Origin of the sequence: Halomicroarcula saliterrae (genome assembly GCF_031624395.1) — an archaeon.
GTDB classification, from domain to species: Archaea; Halobacteriota; Halobacteria; order Halobacteriales; family Haloarculaceae; genus Haloarcula; species Haloarcula saliterrae.
Genome location: NZ_JAMQON010000004.1, coordinates 248,900 through 265,331, shown reverse-complemented (window position 1 = coordinate 265,331; position 16,432 = coordinate 248,900). Strand labels below are relative to the sequence as shown.

General features: G+C 66.2%; 18 protein-coding genes. 3 read left to right on the top strand and 15 right to left on the bottom strand.

All coding sequences use genetic code 11. The features are described from left to right. Positions 1-184: 184 nt before the first annotated feature. Complete coding sequence (locus NDI56_RS15085) at positions 185-1,045, bottom strand: TIGR01548 family HAD-type hydrolase (protein ID WP_310920451.1); 861 nt, start codon at positions 1,043-1,045, stop codon at positions 185-187. A gap of 34 nt (positions 1,046-1,079) precedes the next feature. After that, complete coding sequence (locus tag NDI56_RS15080; protein WP_310920450.1) at positions 1,080-1,478, bottom strand: UPF0146 family protein; 399 nt, start codon at positions 1,476-1,478, stop codon at positions 1,080-1,082. 39 nt (positions 1,479-1,517) lie between these two features. Between NDI56_RS15080 and NDI56_RS15075 the strand changes: the two genes are divergently transcribed. Beyond that, positions 1,518-2,039, top strand: a complete 522-nt coding sequence (locus NDI56_RS15075; protein ID WP_310920447.1) for an archaemetzincin family Zn-dependent metalloprotease — start codon at positions 1,518-1,520, stop codon at positions 2,037-2,039. 74 nt (positions 2,040-2,113) lie between these two features. Then, positions 2,114-2,329: a hypothetical protein gene (locus tag NDI56_RS15070; protein ID WP_310920446.1), complete on the top strand. Its 216-nt coding sequence runs from the start codon at positions 2,114-2,116 to the stop codon at positions 2,327-2,329. 64 nt (positions 2,330-2,393) lie between these two features. On the opposite strand, the gene NDI56_RS15065 is transcribed toward NDI56_RS15070, so the two are convergent. From NDI56_RS15065 to NDI56_RS15055, 3 genes are all read right to left on the bottom strand, one after another. Next, the gene (locus NDI56_RS15065; RefSeq protein ID WP_310920445.1) at positions 2,394-2,771 is read right to left on the bottom strand and encodes a hypothetical protein; all 378 of its coding nucleotides are present in this window, start codon (positions 2,769-2,771) and stop codon (positions 2,394-2,396) included. A 227-nt stretch (positions 2,772-2,998) separates the two neighbouring features. Further along, positions 2,999-4,837 (bottom strand): ribosome biogenesis/translation initiation ATPase RLI, encoded by a 1,839-nt coding sequence (locus NDI56_RS15060; RefSeq protein ID WP_310920443.1) that lies wholly within the window; start codon positions 4,835-4,837, stop codon positions 2,999-3,001. A gap of 2 nt (positions 4,838-4,839) precedes the next feature. Then, positions 4,840-5,136 carry an EMC6-like membrane protein gene (locus NDI56_RS15055; protein WP_310920442.1) on the bottom strand — a complete coding sequence of 99 codons (297 nt, stop codon included), beginning with the start codon at positions 5,134-5,136 and terminating at the stop codon, positions 4,840-4,842. 131 nt (positions 5,137-5,267) lie between these two features. On the opposite strand from NDI56_RS15055, the gene NDI56_RS15050 reads away from it, so the two are divergent. Beyond that, positions 5,268-5,534 (top strand): ArsR family transcriptional regulator, encoded by a 267-nt coding sequence (locus NDI56_RS15050; protein ID WP_310920441.1) that lies wholly within the window; start codon positions 5,268-5,270, stop codon positions 5,532-5,534. A gap of 117 nt (positions 5,535-5,651) precedes the next feature. Here the strand turns inward: NDI56_RS15050 and NDI56_RS15045 are convergent, their stop codons facing one another. The 10 genes from NDI56_RS15045 to urtB all read right to left on the bottom strand — a co-directional run bounded on the left by NDI56_RS15045 (position 5,652) and on the right by urtB (position 16,431). Continuing rightward, positions 5,652-5,813, bottom strand: coding sequence for a hypothetical protein (locus NDI56_RS15045; RefSeq protein ID WP_310920440.1), 162 nt, complete (start codon positions 5,811-5,813; stop codon positions 5,652-5,654). Between the two features lie 198 nt (positions 5,814-6,011). Then, positions 6,012-7,889, bottom strand: coding sequence for a PINc/VapC family ATPase (locus tag NDI56_RS15040; protein WP_310920439.1), 1,878 nt, complete (start codon positions 7,887-7,889; stop codon positions 6,012-6,014). A 132-nt stretch (positions 7,890-8,021) separates the two neighbouring features. Then, on the bottom strand, positions 8,022-9,131 hold the full coding sequence (locus NDI56_RS15035; protein ID WP_310920438.1) for an agmatinase family protein: 1,110 nt from the start codon (positions 9,129-9,131) through the stop codon (positions 8,022-8,024). A gap of 216 nt (positions 9,132-9,347) precedes the next feature. Beyond that, a complete protein-coding gene (locus tag NDI56_RS15030; protein ID WP_310920437.1) occupies positions 9,348-10,370 on the bottom strand; it encodes an AbrB/MazE/SpoVT family DNA-binding domain-containing protein in 1,023 nt (340 codons plus the stop codon). Positions 10,371-10,553: 183 nt separating this feature from the next. Further along, entirely contained in the window at positions 10,554-12,116 is a 1,563-nt protein-coding gene (locus NDI56_RS15025) for a high affinity choline transporter 1 (protein ID WP_310920436.1), read from the bottom strand. Between the two features lie 269 nt (positions 12,117-12,385). Next, positions 12,386-12,829: a M67 family metallopeptidase gene (locus tag NDI56_RS15020; protein ID WP_310920435.1), complete on the bottom strand. Its 444-nt coding sequence runs from the start codon at positions 12,827-12,829 to the stop codon at positions 12,386-12,388. A 43-nt stretch (positions 12,830-12,872) separates the two neighbouring features. Beyond that, a complete protein-coding gene (locus NDI56_RS15015; protein ID WP_310920433.1) occupies positions 12,873-13,571 on the bottom strand; it encodes an ABC transporter ATP-binding protein in 699 nt (232 codons plus the stop codon). Next, on the bottom strand, positions 13,571-14,362 hold the full coding sequence (locus NDI56_RS15010) for an ABC transporter ATP-binding protein (RefSeq protein ID WP_310920430.1): 792 nt from the start codon (positions 14,360-14,362) through the stop codon (positions 13,571-13,573). Before NDI56_RS15010 ends, NDI56_RS15015 begins: the two co-directional genes overlap by 1 nt. Further along, positions 14,362-15,492, bottom strand: a complete 1,131-nt coding sequence (locus tag NDI56_RS15005) for an ABC transporter permease subunit (protein WP_310920429.1) — start codon at positions 15,490-15,492, stop codon at positions 14,362-14,364. Before NDI56_RS15005 ends, NDI56_RS15010 begins: the two co-directional genes overlap by 1 nt. Next, complete coding sequence (gene urtB / locus NDI56_RS15000; RefSeq protein WP_310920427.1) at positions 15,493-16,431, bottom strand: urea ABC transporter, permease protein UrtB; 939 nt, start codon at positions 16,429-16,431, stop codon at positions 15,493-15,495. It lies immediately after the preceding gene. Between the last annotated feature and the right edge of the window lies 1 nt (position 16,432).

The following is a 16,432-nucleotide window of genomic DNA, read 5'->3' as shown; positions in this document are numbered from 1 at the left end:
GGACACTGGCGTTGTTCTGGTAGGCGGCACGGTCAGACGGCACCTTTCAGCCCGAACGTGGCTACACGTACGGGTACGCGGTCTGTCCTAAACCGTCTCTCTAACATTCCCGAGCGGCCGCGCTACGGCCGAACGTACAACGTCTGTCAGTGGCGTCGCCGCCAGTGACGCTACTGCTCGCCGCTCACTCCAGCAGGCCGGGCAGGTCCTCGACGCTCTCGACGACGGCGCTGGCGCCCGCACTGGCGTAGGTCCGCCGGCCGTCCTCGCCGGTGAGCCCGCCGGTCAGCACGCCGATGCCGTAGTACACCCGGTCGTCGTCCTCGTCGTCGGCGTTGACGGCCGTCTGGATGTCGTCGAGCGTGTCGCCGGCGAAGGCGATACGTCGGGCGTCGAAGCGCTCGGCCAGCGACCGCAACGCGTGTGGGTGGGGTTTCCCCTGCTCCCAGTCGTCCATCGTGAACCGATGCTCGTCGGGAACGGACAGGCCGACCCGCTCCATCGCGATGTCGGCTTCCGCCGCCGGGCGGCCGGTGACGACGCCGACCGCGTAGCGCTTCTGGAGGGTGTCGAGAGTCGCCTCGCTCACCAACTTCGGCTCGTCGTTGATGTACCCCGGCGCGTCGAAGGCGGGTTCGCCGCCTTCCAGCTCGCGATACAGCTCGCTGCCCAGATACAGCGTCTGGAACACTTCGCGGAGCCGTTCGGGGTCCCACGCCGCGAAGACGCCGTCGGCGTCCGCACCGAGGCGGTCACGGACGACCGCTTTCGCCGCGTCGAGGCCGCCCCCCTGCTCGGCGATAGCGTCGGTGAAAGCCGCCACGTCCACGTCCGTCTCGCGGGTCGTGAGGACGAACAGCGCCGCCGCGTCGGTCAGCTCCCAGTCGTTGTTGAACCCGCCGGCGTTCTTGAACCGCTGAATCGCCCCCTTCGCGATGGTGTCGCCGTACACCCGTTCGACGGACTCGACGATGGCCCGGCGGTAGGAGTCGGCCACGTCCACGAGCACCCCGTCGATGTCCAGCACGACAGCGTCGACTTGCATACTCGCCCGTCTGTGTGCTCGTTCAAGCCGCTTGCTATCCCGGGCCGTCGACGGTCCGGTACAGCGTCACACCGCCCGGCAACTGCTCGGGCTCGACCGGCACCACCGGGGGGTCCCCGCCGAGCGTCGTGAACCAGCAGGCCGCCCCGACGCGGCGGGCGACCTGACGAACGGGTCGCTGGAGCTCCGGTGGGAGATGCCGGGCGAAGACGATATCGGCCCCTTCGTACACCGACAGCGTCGGGTCGGTCACGTCGTCCCGGACGAAGCTGACCCCCTCGGGGACCGGCCGCTCGCGGATGTCGGTCGCCGTCACGTCGACACCCCGGGCGGCCAGCCCGGCGGCCACGTCCGGCCGGTTCCCCACGCCGACCTCGACGACGGAACCGACCGCGGACAGCCGGTTTATCAGCGCTGTCTCGGGCTCAGTCACGGCGGGAAACTTATGGCCCGGTGGCGTTTAGGGGTTCGCATGCACGTCGACATCGTACCGGTGGGCGAGGTCTCGAGCCTCGTCAAGCGCGAGGCCTCCGAGGGCCTCCGGGAGACCTACGACTGCGAAGTCTCGATGCACGAGCCGCAGTCGGTCCCCGCCGGTGCGTACCACAGCGACCGCGACCAGTACCGTGCCGAGGAGTTCATCGACCTCGCGCGCCGCGTCGGTTCGGGCGACAAGAACATCGCTATCACTCCCAAGGACCTCTTCTACCGCCGTCGAAACTACGTCTTCGGACTCGCCTACCTCAGTGGCTCCGGGAGCGTCATCTCCACGTACCGACTCCAGACCTCCTCGGACGGCGGCTTCTCGAACCAGTCGGCCAGCGACATCTTCTCCGCCCGGGTTCGCAAGGAGGTCGTCCACGAGATCGGCCACACCCTCGGGCTGGAACACTGTGACAACAAGCGCTGCGTGATGAACTTCTCCCCGACGGTCCGCCAGGTCGACGTCAAGGAGTCGTCGCTGTGTGGCTCCTGCCAGCGCAGCGTCCTCTAGATTCGCCGGACGGCGACGTTCCTAACGTGTTAGGTGGCCAAGCTACCTTCACCCAGTGTTTCGATACAATCGCGATGAGCACGAGTCAGTCAAGCGACCGAATTGCAGAGCTCGGTGACATCTTCGTCGCGGTCACGGGCGACGAATCGGTCACCGAAACACAGGCGGGGGACTCCCCCGACCGGGAGCTCCGACCCGACGAGGAGTTCGACCCCGACGAGGTCGCTGACGGGCTCGACGATGCCGTCGCCGGTTCCGAAACCGGCGATACGAGCGACCCCGCCGCGTAGGTACCCCCATACCGACGCGGCCCCGTGTGTTCTCCCCACACCCTTTCAGAACGCTACCGAGTAACTACGCGACGTTCTCCCGCTCCCGACGTGCGTCGGGCAGGGGATAGACGACGCCGAACAGCAGTCGGTTCGCCGCCGTTCCGACGCCGAGGCCGAACAGCAGCGGTGGTAACATCCCGTCCGGTGTGTCGGGCACGAGCCACCACAGCACCGCGGCCAACGCGAGGATACCACCCGATACCCCGGCTGTGAGTCCCCAGACCCCCGCGTTGCTTCGGTCGACCGCTGCGCAGAGAACGACACCGAACGCGGCAGCGAAGGCTCCGAGCGGCCACGGCGTCGGTCCGTCGAGCGAAGCAGCTATCAGTCCGGCAGTCACGACGCTCGACGTGCCGACGAACAGGTCCCGGGCGACGACCGCGCGTTTGCTCCGTGCCATGCTGTAGCGTCTGTAACGTGGGGAAAAAAGGCTCTCCTTCGCTTCGCTCGGTCGAGTGCAACGGTGCTCAGTTTCAGCTCTCGTCGGGCGCGTAGTCGTCCTCGCCCACCTTTTTCAGCGTCGGGGTTCCTCGGCCGCTCCGCGGCCTGCGGGACCCACTCCTCGAAAAACGTGGGCGAAAAAGGCTCTCCCTCGCTCCGCTCGGTCGAGTGAAACGGTGCTCAGTTTCAGCTCTCGTCGGGCGCGTAGTAGTACTCGCCGGCGTTCTTCTGTTTCCGGTCGAGCTGCGAGCCGGGTTTGTTGATGCGCGGTCGGGAAGTGCGCTCGTCCCGGCGGAAGGTGATATCGAGGTTCGTGAGGAACTCGTTCATCCCCTCGCGCATCCCCTGTGGCGGGGCGGCGTGGCCGGATTTTGCGGGCTCGCCGTCGAAGACGAGCAGGCGGTCCGCGAGCAGGTCGATCATGTAGATGTCGTGGTCGATGACCATCGCCGTCGCGTCGTGGTTCTCGGCGTAGCGTCGAATCGCCGACGTCGCGAGCACCCGCTGCTCGACGTCCAGGTGGGCCGACGGCTCGTCGAGCAGGTAGAGGTCGGCGTCCTTCGAGAGACAGGCCGCGATGGCGACCCGCTGGCGCTCCCCGCCGGAGAGGTCGGTGAGCTGCTGTTCCATCACCGCGTCTAGCTGGAGCGGGTCCGCGATTTCGGTCGTCCAGTAGGAGCTGCCGAAGTCGTCCGTAATCGAAGCGAGGAAGGCGTCGACCCGCATCGGCTGGTCGATCTCGATGTACTGTGGCTTGTAGGCGATGTCGAGGTCGGCGTCGACGCTGCCCTCGGTGGCCTCCAGCCGGCCGGCGAGCATCTTCGCGAACGTCGACTTCCCGATACCGTTGGGACCCACCACGCCGAGCACTTCGCTCTCGCGGATGGTCCCGGCGTCGACGTCGAGGGTGAACTCGCCGTCGCCGTAGGACTTGGTGAGGTCGGGGTACTCGATGACCACGTCGCCCGTCGAGGCGCTCCGTGGCGCGTGCTCCTCGAACTCGATTTCCGTCTGCCGGATGCGCATGTTCTCGTTCTCGAGATAGCCCGAGAGGTACTGGTTGATGCCCTTCTTCGTGGACTTGGGCGGCGTGATGATACCGTACGCCCCGGGCGACCCGTAGGCCATGTTGATGTTGTCCGCGAGCAGGTCCAGAATGGCGAGGTCGTGTTCGACGACGAGCATCGAGCGGTCGCCTTCCTCGGCGAGTTCACGGATGAGCCGGGCGGCGGTCATCCGCTGGCCGATATCGAGGTAGGGCGTGATCTCGTCGAGGAAGTAGAAGTCGGCGTCTCTCGCGAGGGTGGCGACGAGCGCGACCCGCTGGAGCTCCCCGCCCGAGAGCTCGTCGATGTGGTTGTCGACGACCGGGCGGATACCCGTGCGGTCGACGAGCTCGTCGAGGACCCCCCGCTCGTCGGTCTGTTCCAGCAACTGACGGGCCGGCCCGTCGAACTGGTCGGGGATGCGGTCGACGTACTGGGGCTTGCGGGCGACGCTCACGTCGCCGTCGCGCATGTCTTCGAGGTAATCCTGCAGCGCGGTCCCGCGGTACTCGTCGAGGATCTCGTCCCAGCTCGGCTCGGTACCGTACTGGCCGAGGTTGGGCGCCATCTCGTCGGCGAGGATGCGCACGGCGGTGGTCTTCCCGATACCGTTCGGCCCGAGAATCCCGGTGACCTGTCCCTCCTGTGGCGTGGGCAGGCCGTACAGCGCGAAGGCGTTCTCGCCGTAGCGATGGACCGGTTCCTCGTTCAGCTCCTGTGGCAGATTGATGATCTCGATGGCGTCGAAGGGGCACTTGTTGACGCAGATACCACAGCTCTCGCCCAGACAGATCTCCTCGGAGATGCGGACCTGGTCGGGCTTGCCCTCGAACTCCTCGTCGTCCTCGTAGGTGTCGCCGCGCTTGACGATGCACTCTTTCCCGCTCCGGTTGGGCGGGCAGTAGTTCATACACTCGTAGTTACAGCGGTCGGGCTGGCACCGGTCGAGGTCGACCACTGCGATGCTGTCCTCCGCCATGTTCAGGCCCCCGCTGTCAGCAGAATCCCCCAGGAGACGAACCAGAGCGCGAACGTCATAAAGGAGATGTAGAGATAGTCTTTCCCCGAGAAGTCGTCGTCGAGGATACCGATTCCCCGTAACAGCGGCAGCTGCGCGAAGATGGCGGCGAGAACGACGAGCAACGCGACCGTATCGGTCGCACCGCTCGCGACGGCGTTCGATACGAACGCCGCGCCGATACCGGCGATCGCCGTTATCGTCGTGACAGTGAGCCCCCGCATATGGGAACTCATTCCGTCCGCCGTATCCGTGGCCATACCCACAGTTCGACCACCCGCCACCAAAAGGGGCGCGGTTCCGGGACCGGCCCGCACAGAACCCGCGCGAGCGCCCGTCTGCCGAAGACACTCCTCAATCTTTATGCATCCGGCGACATTCGTAGCAGCTAATGACGGAAACCGATGGCGAGGGTATCACGGACCTCCCGCCCAGCGCGAAGCTCGTCTACAAGGTACTGGAGTACGACGGGCCGCTGACCCAGAAGGGCATCGTCGAGGAGTCGATGCTCTCGGCGCGCACGGTCCGCTATGCGCTCGAACGACTCGACGAGGTCGGCGTTATCGAGGAGGACGTCTACTTTGCCGACGCGCGACAGAATCTCTACGAACTGACCGACCAGCCCGCCGATCAGGCCGACGCCGCCATCTCGGATTAGCTTACTGACTGTCGCTTCCTGTCTCGCCGCAGGCCGGACAACCGAACCGCTGCCCACAGAACCCACAGCCGTTACTCGACCGAGCCTGCACCGCCGCTCGAATCCGTCTGCGAGCGCTCATGCCAGTTCTCCACAGGAGCGACAGCGCGCTCGACTCGCGGTCGTGTCGTACACCAGTGCGATTTCGGCGCAGTGTCGACAGTAGCGGTCGCTGGTCATCTCTGCGGAGCCGGTGTCGGCGACGCCGGCCGACATCGTGTGTGATTCGTTCACTGCCATGTGAGAGACAACCACGAACCGGTACAAAAGTGCTGTGGACATACGTCTGTGAATTACCTTATACACTATTGGTATCTACTTATCTGCGGGCGAACTTGGGAAATACAAGCAGTTTGTCGGGGTAAAACTACTGAAGACGCAGCTCGGTGCTCGCGCCGCTCCCCCGAAAACCGTCGCTGAAAACGCGCCTGCTGGGCCCTACGACGGGACGACCGTAATCGTACTGGCGCGGTCGATGGCCCGCTCCAGTTCCTCGGCGATGCCGGAGCCACGGGAGACCTGAATCTCGCCGCCCCGGGAGACGGTCGCGGTGAAGAGGTACTCCCCGTCGGCCTGCACCTCGACGGTGTCGCCCGCGTGCCCGTCGAGCGGAATCATCACGTGCCGGGACGTGACCTCCGGCTGGACGATTTCGCCCTGTCCGCCGCCGCTGTCTTTCTGCGGGCCGCCCGACGGCCCCGTGGGTTTCTCGTCGAGGGTCCGCACGTCGATGTCGATGCCCAGTCGGTTCTCCACGTCGGTGATGCGACCGCCGCCCTTGCCGATGACCTGCGGGATGTCGTCTTCCTCGACCCAGACGACGGCGTTGTTGGGGCCGCGCAGTTCCACGTCCACGTGACCGCGGGCGATGGAGCGAATCTCGCGCTCGACCTCCTGTTTCGCGAGGCGGTCGACGCCCGAGTCCTGTTCGTCCTCGTCCTCGTTGAGCGGGACGGTGACGACCTGACGGTTGAACGTGTAGATCTCGAACTCGGGCTGGCCGGTCTCGAAGTCCCGGACCATGATGACCGGGCGCGCGAGGTCCTCCTCCATCAGGCCCTGCGGGACCTTCACCTCGGTCTTGACGTCGTAGACGGTGTGGACTTCACCGGCCTCGATGTAGACGACGGTGTCGACTATCTGTGGTATCAATCCGAGCTCGACGCGGCCGATGAGCCGCTGGAGGGCGTCGACGGCCCGCGTCGCGTGGACGACGCCGACCATCCCGACGCCGGCCAGCCGCATGTCGGCAAAGACCTCGAAGTCGTCGGTCTTGCGGACCTCGTCGTAGATGGTGTAGTCGGGCCGGACCATCAGCAGCGAGTCGGCGGTCTTCTCCATCGACCCGCCCAGCGCGGTGTACTGGGTTATCTCGGGGCCGACCTGCAGGTCCCGCGGCTTCTCCATCGTCTTGACGGAGTAGTCCGAATCGACGAGGAACTCGCCGACCGCCTGTGCGAACGTGGACTTCCCGGCGCCGGGCGAGCCGGCGATGAGGACGCCCCGCTGGTGTTCCGTGAAGCGCTGGCGGAGCTCGTCGGCGTGGTCGTAGTCGTCCAGTTCGGTCTTGACGATGGGCCGCACCGCGGTAATCTCCCGGGCGTCCGAGAACGGCGGGCGGGCGATGGCGATTCGCAGGTCGCGAAACTGGACGATGCTCATCCCCGGCTCGTCCAGTTCGAGAAAGCCGTCGGGCGAGTCACGGGCGGCGTCGACTATCTCGTCGGCGTAGCCCCGAAGCTCCGCCTCCGTCGCCGGCTCGTCCCGGATGGGCTGGTAGTGCATGTCGCCGATAGAGCCCTTCTTGGCGTAGGGGCTGACCCCGACCTTGAGGTGGACGCTCATCGTCCCCTCGTCGAAGAAGTTCTCGATTTCGAGGCGGTCGACCGCGCGGCCCCGCGGCTCGATGTACTCCACATCGAGGCCTTTCGACCGGGCGACCTCGGCCTGGACGTCGTCGCTCGTGACCAGCGTCGCGCCCCGGTCGCCGGCGATATCGCGGATGAGCGCGTCGATCTCGCCCTCGCCGGCGTCGCGCTTCTCGACGGCGTCGGGCCGGCGGCCGACGTACTCCACGTCGATAGTGCCCTCGTCGGCCAGCGTGATGAGCGCCTGGAGCTCTTCGAGCCCTTCCCAGCCGGTGTCACGGCCGTCGTTGGCCTGTGCTTCGAGTTCGCCGACGACCGCCTCGGGGACGACGACCGTCGCGCCCGCAAAGCCCATGCCGTCGACCTCGCTGTCGGGGTCGGCGTCGGCTGCAATCTGTGTGGACACGCGGCCGTCGATGACCACGCTCGTGTCCGGGACGATTTCCATATCCGAGATACGGACCTGTCGACGGATAAGGGTCGTGATACGAACGGGCCTGTCGGGGCCGGACGACAGCCTGCTGGGCCGTCGCAGTGGCAAGACAGCGGTCCCCGGTCGGCCCACACGGAAATCGGCGTCTCAGTCGTCGGCCGGCGTCTCGGCGGCGTCGCTGGGGCCGAGTGGCTCCTTTGGCTTGATGGGGTCGCCCGATTCGAGCCCCTTCTCGGCCAGCGCCATGCTGCCCATGACCTCGATGATGAGCCGGTTGGCGAAGCCGCTGGTGATACCGCCGTTGTAGGAGTTCGTGTCGCTCACGTCGTAGGCGGGCGAGACCTCGACAACGTCGAAGCCGAAGTCCGCCGGGTCGAGCGCCTTGACGACTTCCCGGACCATGTAGATGGCCTCCCGGGGAACCAGTCCGCCGGGCTCCGGTTCGCCGGTCCCCGGCGCGTAGGCGGGCTCCATCACGTCCACGTCGAAGGAGACCCAGACCGCGTCGGTGCCGTCGGTCGCGCGCTGGACGGCGTCGGCGACGATGTCGTCGAGGGCCATGCCGGCGACCTCCATAGCGGTGTACCACTTCATCCCGGCTTCGCGCATCTCCTCGTAGATGTCCGGGCCGGGCCAGAAGCCGCGGGGACCGATGAGGGTGTAGTTCTCGCCCGCGACGAGCCCGTCGTCGAACACCCGCTTGACCCACGCGCCGTGGTCGTACTCGAAGCCGGTCAGTCCCTCGTCGCCGGTGTCCGCGTGACAGTCGAAGTGGATCAGGCCCACGTCCTCGTAGCCGTTGGCCTCGGCCCACCCTTTGATATCCGGATAGGAGATGGAGTGGTCGCCGCCGATGACGATGGGCGTCGCCTGCTCGCTGACCTCGTAGACGGCGTCTTCGATGTTGAGCTGGCTCTGTCGCGTGTCACCGGGCGAGACGGCCGCGTCACCGGTGTCGGCGACGCTGAAGGTGTCGAAGGGGTCGACGCCCGTCTCGATGTTGAAGTGCTCGTAGGGCGGCGAGGGGACCGTCGAGGCCGCTCGGACCGCTCGCGGGCCGTATCGGGTGCCCGGACGGATGGTCGTCGCCGTGTCCAGTGGCGCCCCGAGAATCCCGATGTCGACGTTCTCCTCGTCGAGTTCGTCCCGCTCGACTTCGGGCAGTTTGAGGAACGTCGGAATCCCGCTGAATATCGGTTCGTTCGCTTCCTTGTGCTTCTCGCCGTAGATGTCGTCGCCGTTTCGGTCGTCGGTCATGGTTTGTGTGATTTCTACCGCGTTCAGGGCGCGTTTCGCCCGATTATCGCGACAATACTGGATGCCCGCGTGAAACTGAAAAGCGTTCCTTCGGATGTGTAATACCCACTCCGATGACCATGCGTAGGCATGTACCGTTCGACCCTCCTCTAGGTGTTCTAGGACTACCCCATTGGCTGTCGCTCACCGTCGGCGTGTCGAAAACGGGAACCCGACTCACTCGCTCGTCACGAGGTCGGGGTCGTCGCGGAAGGCCAGATGCGTCGCGACCGAGAGGCTGTCACGGGCGTGTCGGGCGCTGCGTTCGAGCAGGACGACCGTTCGCTGGAGTGTCAACAGCGGCTCGGGCCGCTCGGCGGCCAGGTGGTCGTTCAGCGCCGCGACGTGTTCGTCGACCAGCGCGAACGCGGTCCGGGCCTCTTCGGTGGTCTCGTAATCCGGCGTGGTGACGGCGGTTCTGGTGGCACTGGCGGCGCTGTCGAGGGCGTCACCGAGCGTCCGGAGCTTCGCTGCCGTCGTCTCGTCGGGGGCCGTGCCGTCCCTGTCGGCCACGAGCGTCGCGATCTCGGTCGCGGCGTCGGCCATCAACACGATGTCCTGTGCGACCGAGCGGTAGCCGATGAGCGGGAAGCCGGTCTCCAGTCCGACGGCGCTGTTGAGCCGCGGGTTCCGATAGGTGGCAAACACCAGCCGAAGGAACAGGTAGAACAGCTTCTCGACCTGCTCGCTGCGGTCGCTGACCCGACTGGCGGCCTCGACGTTCCCGTCGACGAGCGCCCCCACCGCCTCCGAGCGTATCATCGCCTCAGTTCGGCTGAGTCGGCCGAGCAGCGTCGGGAGGTTGAAATCGCCCGGCGCGACCGAACAGCGAACGGTGACCGTGGTTTCGGCCTGTTCGACGATGCCCAGTCCCATCAGCCGACTCTCGGCGGCCAGTACGGCGTTGCGGTGTTCGAGGCTCAGCGGGGTCGTGGCCTCGATGCGGATGAGCTGGCGCCCCAGGACGTACTGTGTGACGATGGCTCGTTCGAGGGCGTCGGGCGTCAGCGCGTCCGCGTCGACGGTCGCTTCCACGTCTTCGATGGTCGGTTGCTCGGGCACCAGCAACAGCGAACCGCCGTTCTCGTCGCGCTGGACGATGAGTTCGTCGCCCTTCTCGATCTCGTGGTGGCGCGCCCAGTCGGCCGGGACGGTCACCGCGAGCGTCGAGGAGCCGAGCTGCTGGACTTTCCGCTTCATTCGTATCGGGGCTGGCGTCACGGCTCGAACCACCCGCGTGGCTGTGACGGCGTCGAGGCTTTCATCCAGTCCTCTATACAATGTCCCGATGCAAAGCAATTTTCCCTCTCGTAGCCGAAATGCAGGACTGGATCGGAAGCTAGGTTTAGAACGTCCAATTATCGGCGACTAGCGTTTAACAGTTCACTCCTCGTCGTCGCCGCCGGCGACGATGGTCCGCTGACCCTGTCTGTCGAGCGTCCGGACGCCGTAGCTGTCTTTCGTGGCGAACCCGACGGCCAGGAACACGACGAGGGCCACCGTCGGCGCGATGAACGTCGGGATGCCGTCGAAGGCCGCGGTGAAGACGTCGTTCCGGATGTACAGCAGGCTGTTCTCGTAGCCGTACGTGACCGGAATCAGCACGAAGAAGCCGAGACGGGTCAGGCTCCCGCTGACCATCGACGCCAGCGCGGCGGGCGTGGTGGAGACGTCCGGCCAGTAGATACCGAGCGCGAGCGGGACGAGCGCGCCGGCGAACATGATATCGAACGCCAGCACCAGTAACATCCCGGTCGCGGGGACCCGAAGGGCGAAGAAGATGCCCAGCACCGTGATGGGAATCGCCATCAGCCGGGTGACCTTGAGCAGCTTGTCGCTATCGTGGCCCAGCAGGCCACCGCCGTCGGTGGCGACCGACTCGGACCGCTCGGCGGTTTCGCTCTCGTCGATGCGGATGCCGACCATGTTGCGGGCGATGACCGAGGACGTGCCCAGGATGGCCCCGTCGCCGGTCGAGAAGGAGGCCGCCACGATGCCCGCCAGCACGAGCGCCGCGAGCCACGGCGGGACGGCCTCCTGCAACAGGACGTACAGCACCGCCTGACTGCCCGGGTCCACGCCCAGCGAGCTGAGAATCGCCCCGGAGGACAGCGCGACGATGGAGAAGGGGATGCCGATGACGAGGGTCCCGAGACTCCCGATGAAGCAGGCTTTCTGTGCGGTCTCCGGGCTGTCGGCCGCGAACACCCGCTCCATGAAGTCGATGGCCACGATGTCACCGAGCCCCAGGGCGGCTATCGTCGCGAGGTTGACGTAGGCGCCTTTCGAGGGGTCGGTGAGCTGGCCCAGCGCCGTCGGGCCCATCCCCTCGGGGATGGTGATGCCGTAGTTGGCCGCGACGAAGACGATGAGCGCGACCGAGCCGACCAGCGCCACGAAGGCCTGAATCACGTCGGTGTAGGCCACCGCGAACAGCCCGCCGGCGATGGTGTAGGTGAAGATGATGGCCGCGATGAGTACGACGCCGGTCGTGTAGCTCGTCCCGACGAATATCTGGAACAGGAACCCCCCCGCGACCAGGTTCCCGGCCAGCAGGAAGGCGTAGCTCACCACCATGATCGCGCTCGCGAGTAGCTCGACCGCCCGCCCGTACTTCCGTCGGAAGAAGTCTGGCAGCGTGATGAGGTCCATCCGGTTCATTGGCTTCGCGAAGAACAGCCCGGTGATGAACAGACACAGCGCGAGGCCGATGGGGAGCGCCGCCCCCGCCCAGAAGCCAAACGACGCCGTGAGGTCGGTGTTGCCGAGCGTCGCGTTGGCGTCGAGCGACTGCGCCATCAGCGTCGCCGCGGCCAGTGGCAGTATCAGCCCCCGGCCGGCGATGATGTAGTTGACGCTGTCGCCTTTGATCTTCTTGGCGACGTAGAGCCCGACGCCCATCATCAGCAGGATAATCGCCGCGAGCCCGTAGATGATGACACTCATCGCCGGCCACCGCGGTTGACAAACGCGTGGTGCAGTCCGTCACTCGATTCCGAATCAAAACTTACTGCGCGCAATCGATATGGCTTCGGTCGCATTTTTGGAACAGAAGTGAAAATCCACTCACTGCAAAAAGGGCTTTTCCTGACATTGTTTACCGTGTTAGTTCGTGCCCCAACGGACAAGGACCGTACATGCAGATAGTTGGACACTCGAACAGTTCATGCCCACACTTCTCCCCTAGGAGACCTTCGAGAATACTAGGCGTCGCCTCACGGGAGCCGGGGGAGCGTCGCCTGACTCACGGTCCTCGCGGGCGCGACGGCCAGCTCGCGCCACCTGACCAGTCCGCGCCTGAACAGCCGGTAGCTGTAGGCGTCGCCGTGGGGAGCGAAGACGACGAGTGCGAACCGCTCGGGGATGTGTCGGCGGTCAGTGTCCGTCAGCCCCGACGGCGACGCCGCGGACGTGTGTGAGTGATAGAACACGCGTGGACGACCGGGCGCCCGCTCGTCGACCGTCGCCCGGAACCGGCGCGTGGGGTCGGTGGCCTCGTTCGCGAGGGCCACGTGGTCGACCGCCCGCAGCCAGTCCCCGTCGCGCTCACAGGCGAGGAAGCCGCCGGCTTCAACCGGATGGGCGTCTGCGACGCTCGCTTCGAGTCGGTCCCGTATCGGCTCGGGAACGAACAGCCCACGGTCGCGGCGGGGGAACACGTGGGGAGATGGACCGCGGGAAATACGTGTGTTTCGCTCCGGCCTACACCGCGAGGTACTCCGCGATGGCGTCCTCGTCGGCCAGCGTCGACGGCCCGATCTCGTCGACGATTTCGCCCCGTTCCATCGCGTAACAGCGGTCGGCCATCTCCCGGATGACGCCCAGATTCTGCTCGACGAACAGGATGGTCGTCCCGAGGTCGTCGTTGATAGTCTGCATGTCCCGGCTGATCTGGTCGACGATGGAGGGCTGGATACCCTCGCTGGGCTCGTCGAGCAGGAGCAGGTCCGGGTCGGAGACGAGCGCCCGCGCGATGGCGAGCATCTGCTGTTGGCCCCCCGAGAGCGTGCCGGCCTGCTGGCCAGCGCGCTCTTCGAGCACCGGGAAGTAGTCGTATATCTGGTCGTACAGCGTGCGGTCGCTGTCCGCGTTGACCGTCTCGCCCATCCGGATGTTCTGTGTGACCGTGAGCTTCGGGAACACGTCCCGACCCTGCGGGATGTAGCCGATGCCGGTGCGGGCGCGTTCGTCGGCCGAGGCCTCGGTCACGTCCTCCCCGGCGTAGCTGATAGTGCCCCCAGTCGGCTCTAACAGCCCGATGACGGTCTTCATCAGCGTGGTCTTGCCGACGCCGTTTTTGCCCATCACGCCGACGATTTCCCCCTCCGCGACCGAGAGGTCGACCTCTCTGAGGATGGGCGTCGAGTCGTAGGCGGCCGTGACGCCGTCGAGTTCGAGCATCACTTCTCACCTCCGAGGTAGATGCGCTGGACCTCCGGGTCGGACTCGATCTCCTCGACAGTCCCCTCCCGGAATATCTCGCCGTTGTGGAGGACGGTTACCTTCTCGGCGATACTCGCGACGAAGTCGGTGTCGTGTTCGATGACGACGAACGCGATGTCGCGCTCCTCGTTGAGCCGGACGATCCGCTCGGCGATGGTCTCGCGCTCGGCCACGTCGAGGCCCGCCACCGGCTCGTCAAGCAGCAGTAGCTCCGGTTCCAGCGCCGCGGCCATCCCGATTTCCAGCTGCTGTTGCTGGCCGTGTGAGAGCTGACTGGCGTCGACGTCCTCGTAGCCCGCCAGCCCCGCCGAGTCGATGGCCTCGTCCACGCGCCGTCGGCGCTCGTCCCCGTCGGCGAACCGCTGGATGGGCAGTCGCGCGTTCTCGCGGACGGTCAGGTCGCTGTAGACGGACGGCACCTGAAACTTCATACTGATGCCGCGCTGGACGCGCTTGTGCGGGGCCAGCTCGGTGATATCGTGGCCGTTGTAGTAGACGCTTCCGGCGGTCGGGCTGTAGGACCCGGTGACGAGGTTCAGCAGCGTCGACTTGCCGGCCCCGTTGGGGCCGATGAGACAGCGCAGTTCCCCCTCCGCGACGGAGAAGTCTATCTCGTCGGTGGCGGTGAACCCGCCGAAGTCCTTGCGGAGGTCGTCCGTCGCGAGCAGCGTGTCCGTTCGGTCGCCCGTTGCGAGTTCCGCGGCCGTCTGGCGGACGTTCGGATTGCCCGCCGTGTCGTTCGTACTCATCAGTCGCTCTCCTCCGCTGGGGTCGCAGCCGCGCTCGGCCGTCGGGACCCGACGGTCCGTTTGAGCCACGGGAGCAGCGTCTCGTCGACCCACGGGACGATGCCGCCCGGCAGGCCGAGAATGAACACGAGCAACAGCGCGCCGACGATGATGAACGCCAGCTCCCCGGTCAGCGAGAACCGGAGGAACTCGACGCCGAGGGTGGCGACGAGCGCGCCGAGCAGGCTCTTGCGGCCGCCGACGCTCACCCAGATGACCGGCAGCGACGCGAACGTGAGCTCGAACACGCCCGGGCTCATGTAGTTGTTCAGCGTGGCGTTCAACACGCCCGAGACCCCCGCGAGGGCGCCACCGAGCGTGAAGACGGCGAGTTTCACCCGTTTGACGTCGTAGCCGAACATCCGGGTGCGGTCCTCGTCTTCCCTGATCGCGACCATCACGCGGCCGTAGTCGGAGTTGACGAGGGCCCGGAGCCCGAGATACGTCGCGAGCAACAGGATGAGGACGAAGTAGTAGAAGGTCACGTCGGTAAACGTCAGCGCGGCCCCCTCGACGCCCAGCGCGAGGTTCGGGATGGTGGGCATCCCGTTGAACCCGCCAAGCGCCGCCTCGCCGATGGTCCACTCGTCACCGGCGGTCTGGGCCATGAACGTGTGCAACACGAGCGTCGAGACCAGCGTGATGATGGTCACGTAGACGTTTCGGACGCCGCCGTAGAACATGAAGTAGCCGAGCACCGCGGCCATCAGCGCGCCCCCGAGGACGCCGGCGGCGAACCCGCCGGTGATGCCCAGCGGCGTCTGGAAGTTCACGGAGACGACGCCGAAGGTGTAGCCGGCGACGCCGAAGAAGACGACCTGTCCGAACGACAGGACGCCCGTGTACCCCCAGACGACCGACAGGGACAGCCCCAGGAAGGCGTACACCAGAAACAGCGACGACTGGAACGCCCAGTAGGGGCCAAACAGGACGGGCCCGAGAGCCAGGGCGACGGCGCCGAGAAAGAACAGCACCCAGAACCGGAGGCTGTTGCCGACGGTGTTTGGCCCCTCGAACCGGCCGACTCGTCGGTCGAACCAGCCGACCAGTCGGTCGAGCGGCCCGGCGTCTGCGTCCGTCTCAGCGGCCATCTACGCGCCCTCCTGTCGGCGTTTGCGAACCCGCTCGACGAACCCCGTGATACCCTCCGGCAGGAACCGTATCATCACGATGGCGGTCACGAGCAGGGCGATGCGGCCGAAGAACGTCCCGTAGATGTTCGAGAACACGGCGTTGATGCTCCCGAGCAGGCCGCCGGCGAGCGTCGTGCCGAGTACCACGCTCGGTCCGCCCACGACGACGGCGACGAACGCCTCGACGAGGAACGAACTGCCCAGTCCGGGCACCATCGTTATCGTCGGCGCGTACAGCGCGCCGGTCAGGCCGGCGAGCCCCGAGCCGATTGCGAACGTCGTCACGTACGTGCGCTCGGTGTCGACGCCCATCGCGCGGGCCGTGTCCTCGTCCTGAATGGTCGCTCGCGCGCGCATCCCGTACTCGGTGTACCGGAAGACGAGGAACGTCACGAACAGCACCGCGACGGCGACGCCGGCGAGCGAGACGCGGTACGTCGAGTAGGAGAAGCCGCTGTAGGCGATGTTACCGAGCGGCGTCCCGATCTGGTCGAGGGAGTTGCCGTACAGGATACGGACCCCCTGGACCATGACGAGGCTCAGGCCCCACGTGGCGACCATCGAGTCGGCCAGCCGGTCGTACAGGGGTTCGATGATGTCCCGGCCGAGGGCGAACTGACTGATGGCGTTGGGGAGCCACCCCGAGATGATGACCCGCTCGACCACGAGGCCGAACAGGGCCGTGACGACCACGCCGGCGGCCATCGCCGCCGGGAGCGGGAGCCCGTACTGGATGTTGGCGAGCGTCGTCGCGTACGCGCCCAGCATGATGAACTCGCCGTGGGCGAGGTTGATGACGCCCATGATGCCGAAGATGATGGCCAACCCGGCGGCTGCCAGCACGATAAAGGCGAAGCTATCGAGGAACTGGAACAGGAGGTTGAGGCCGTTTACCATC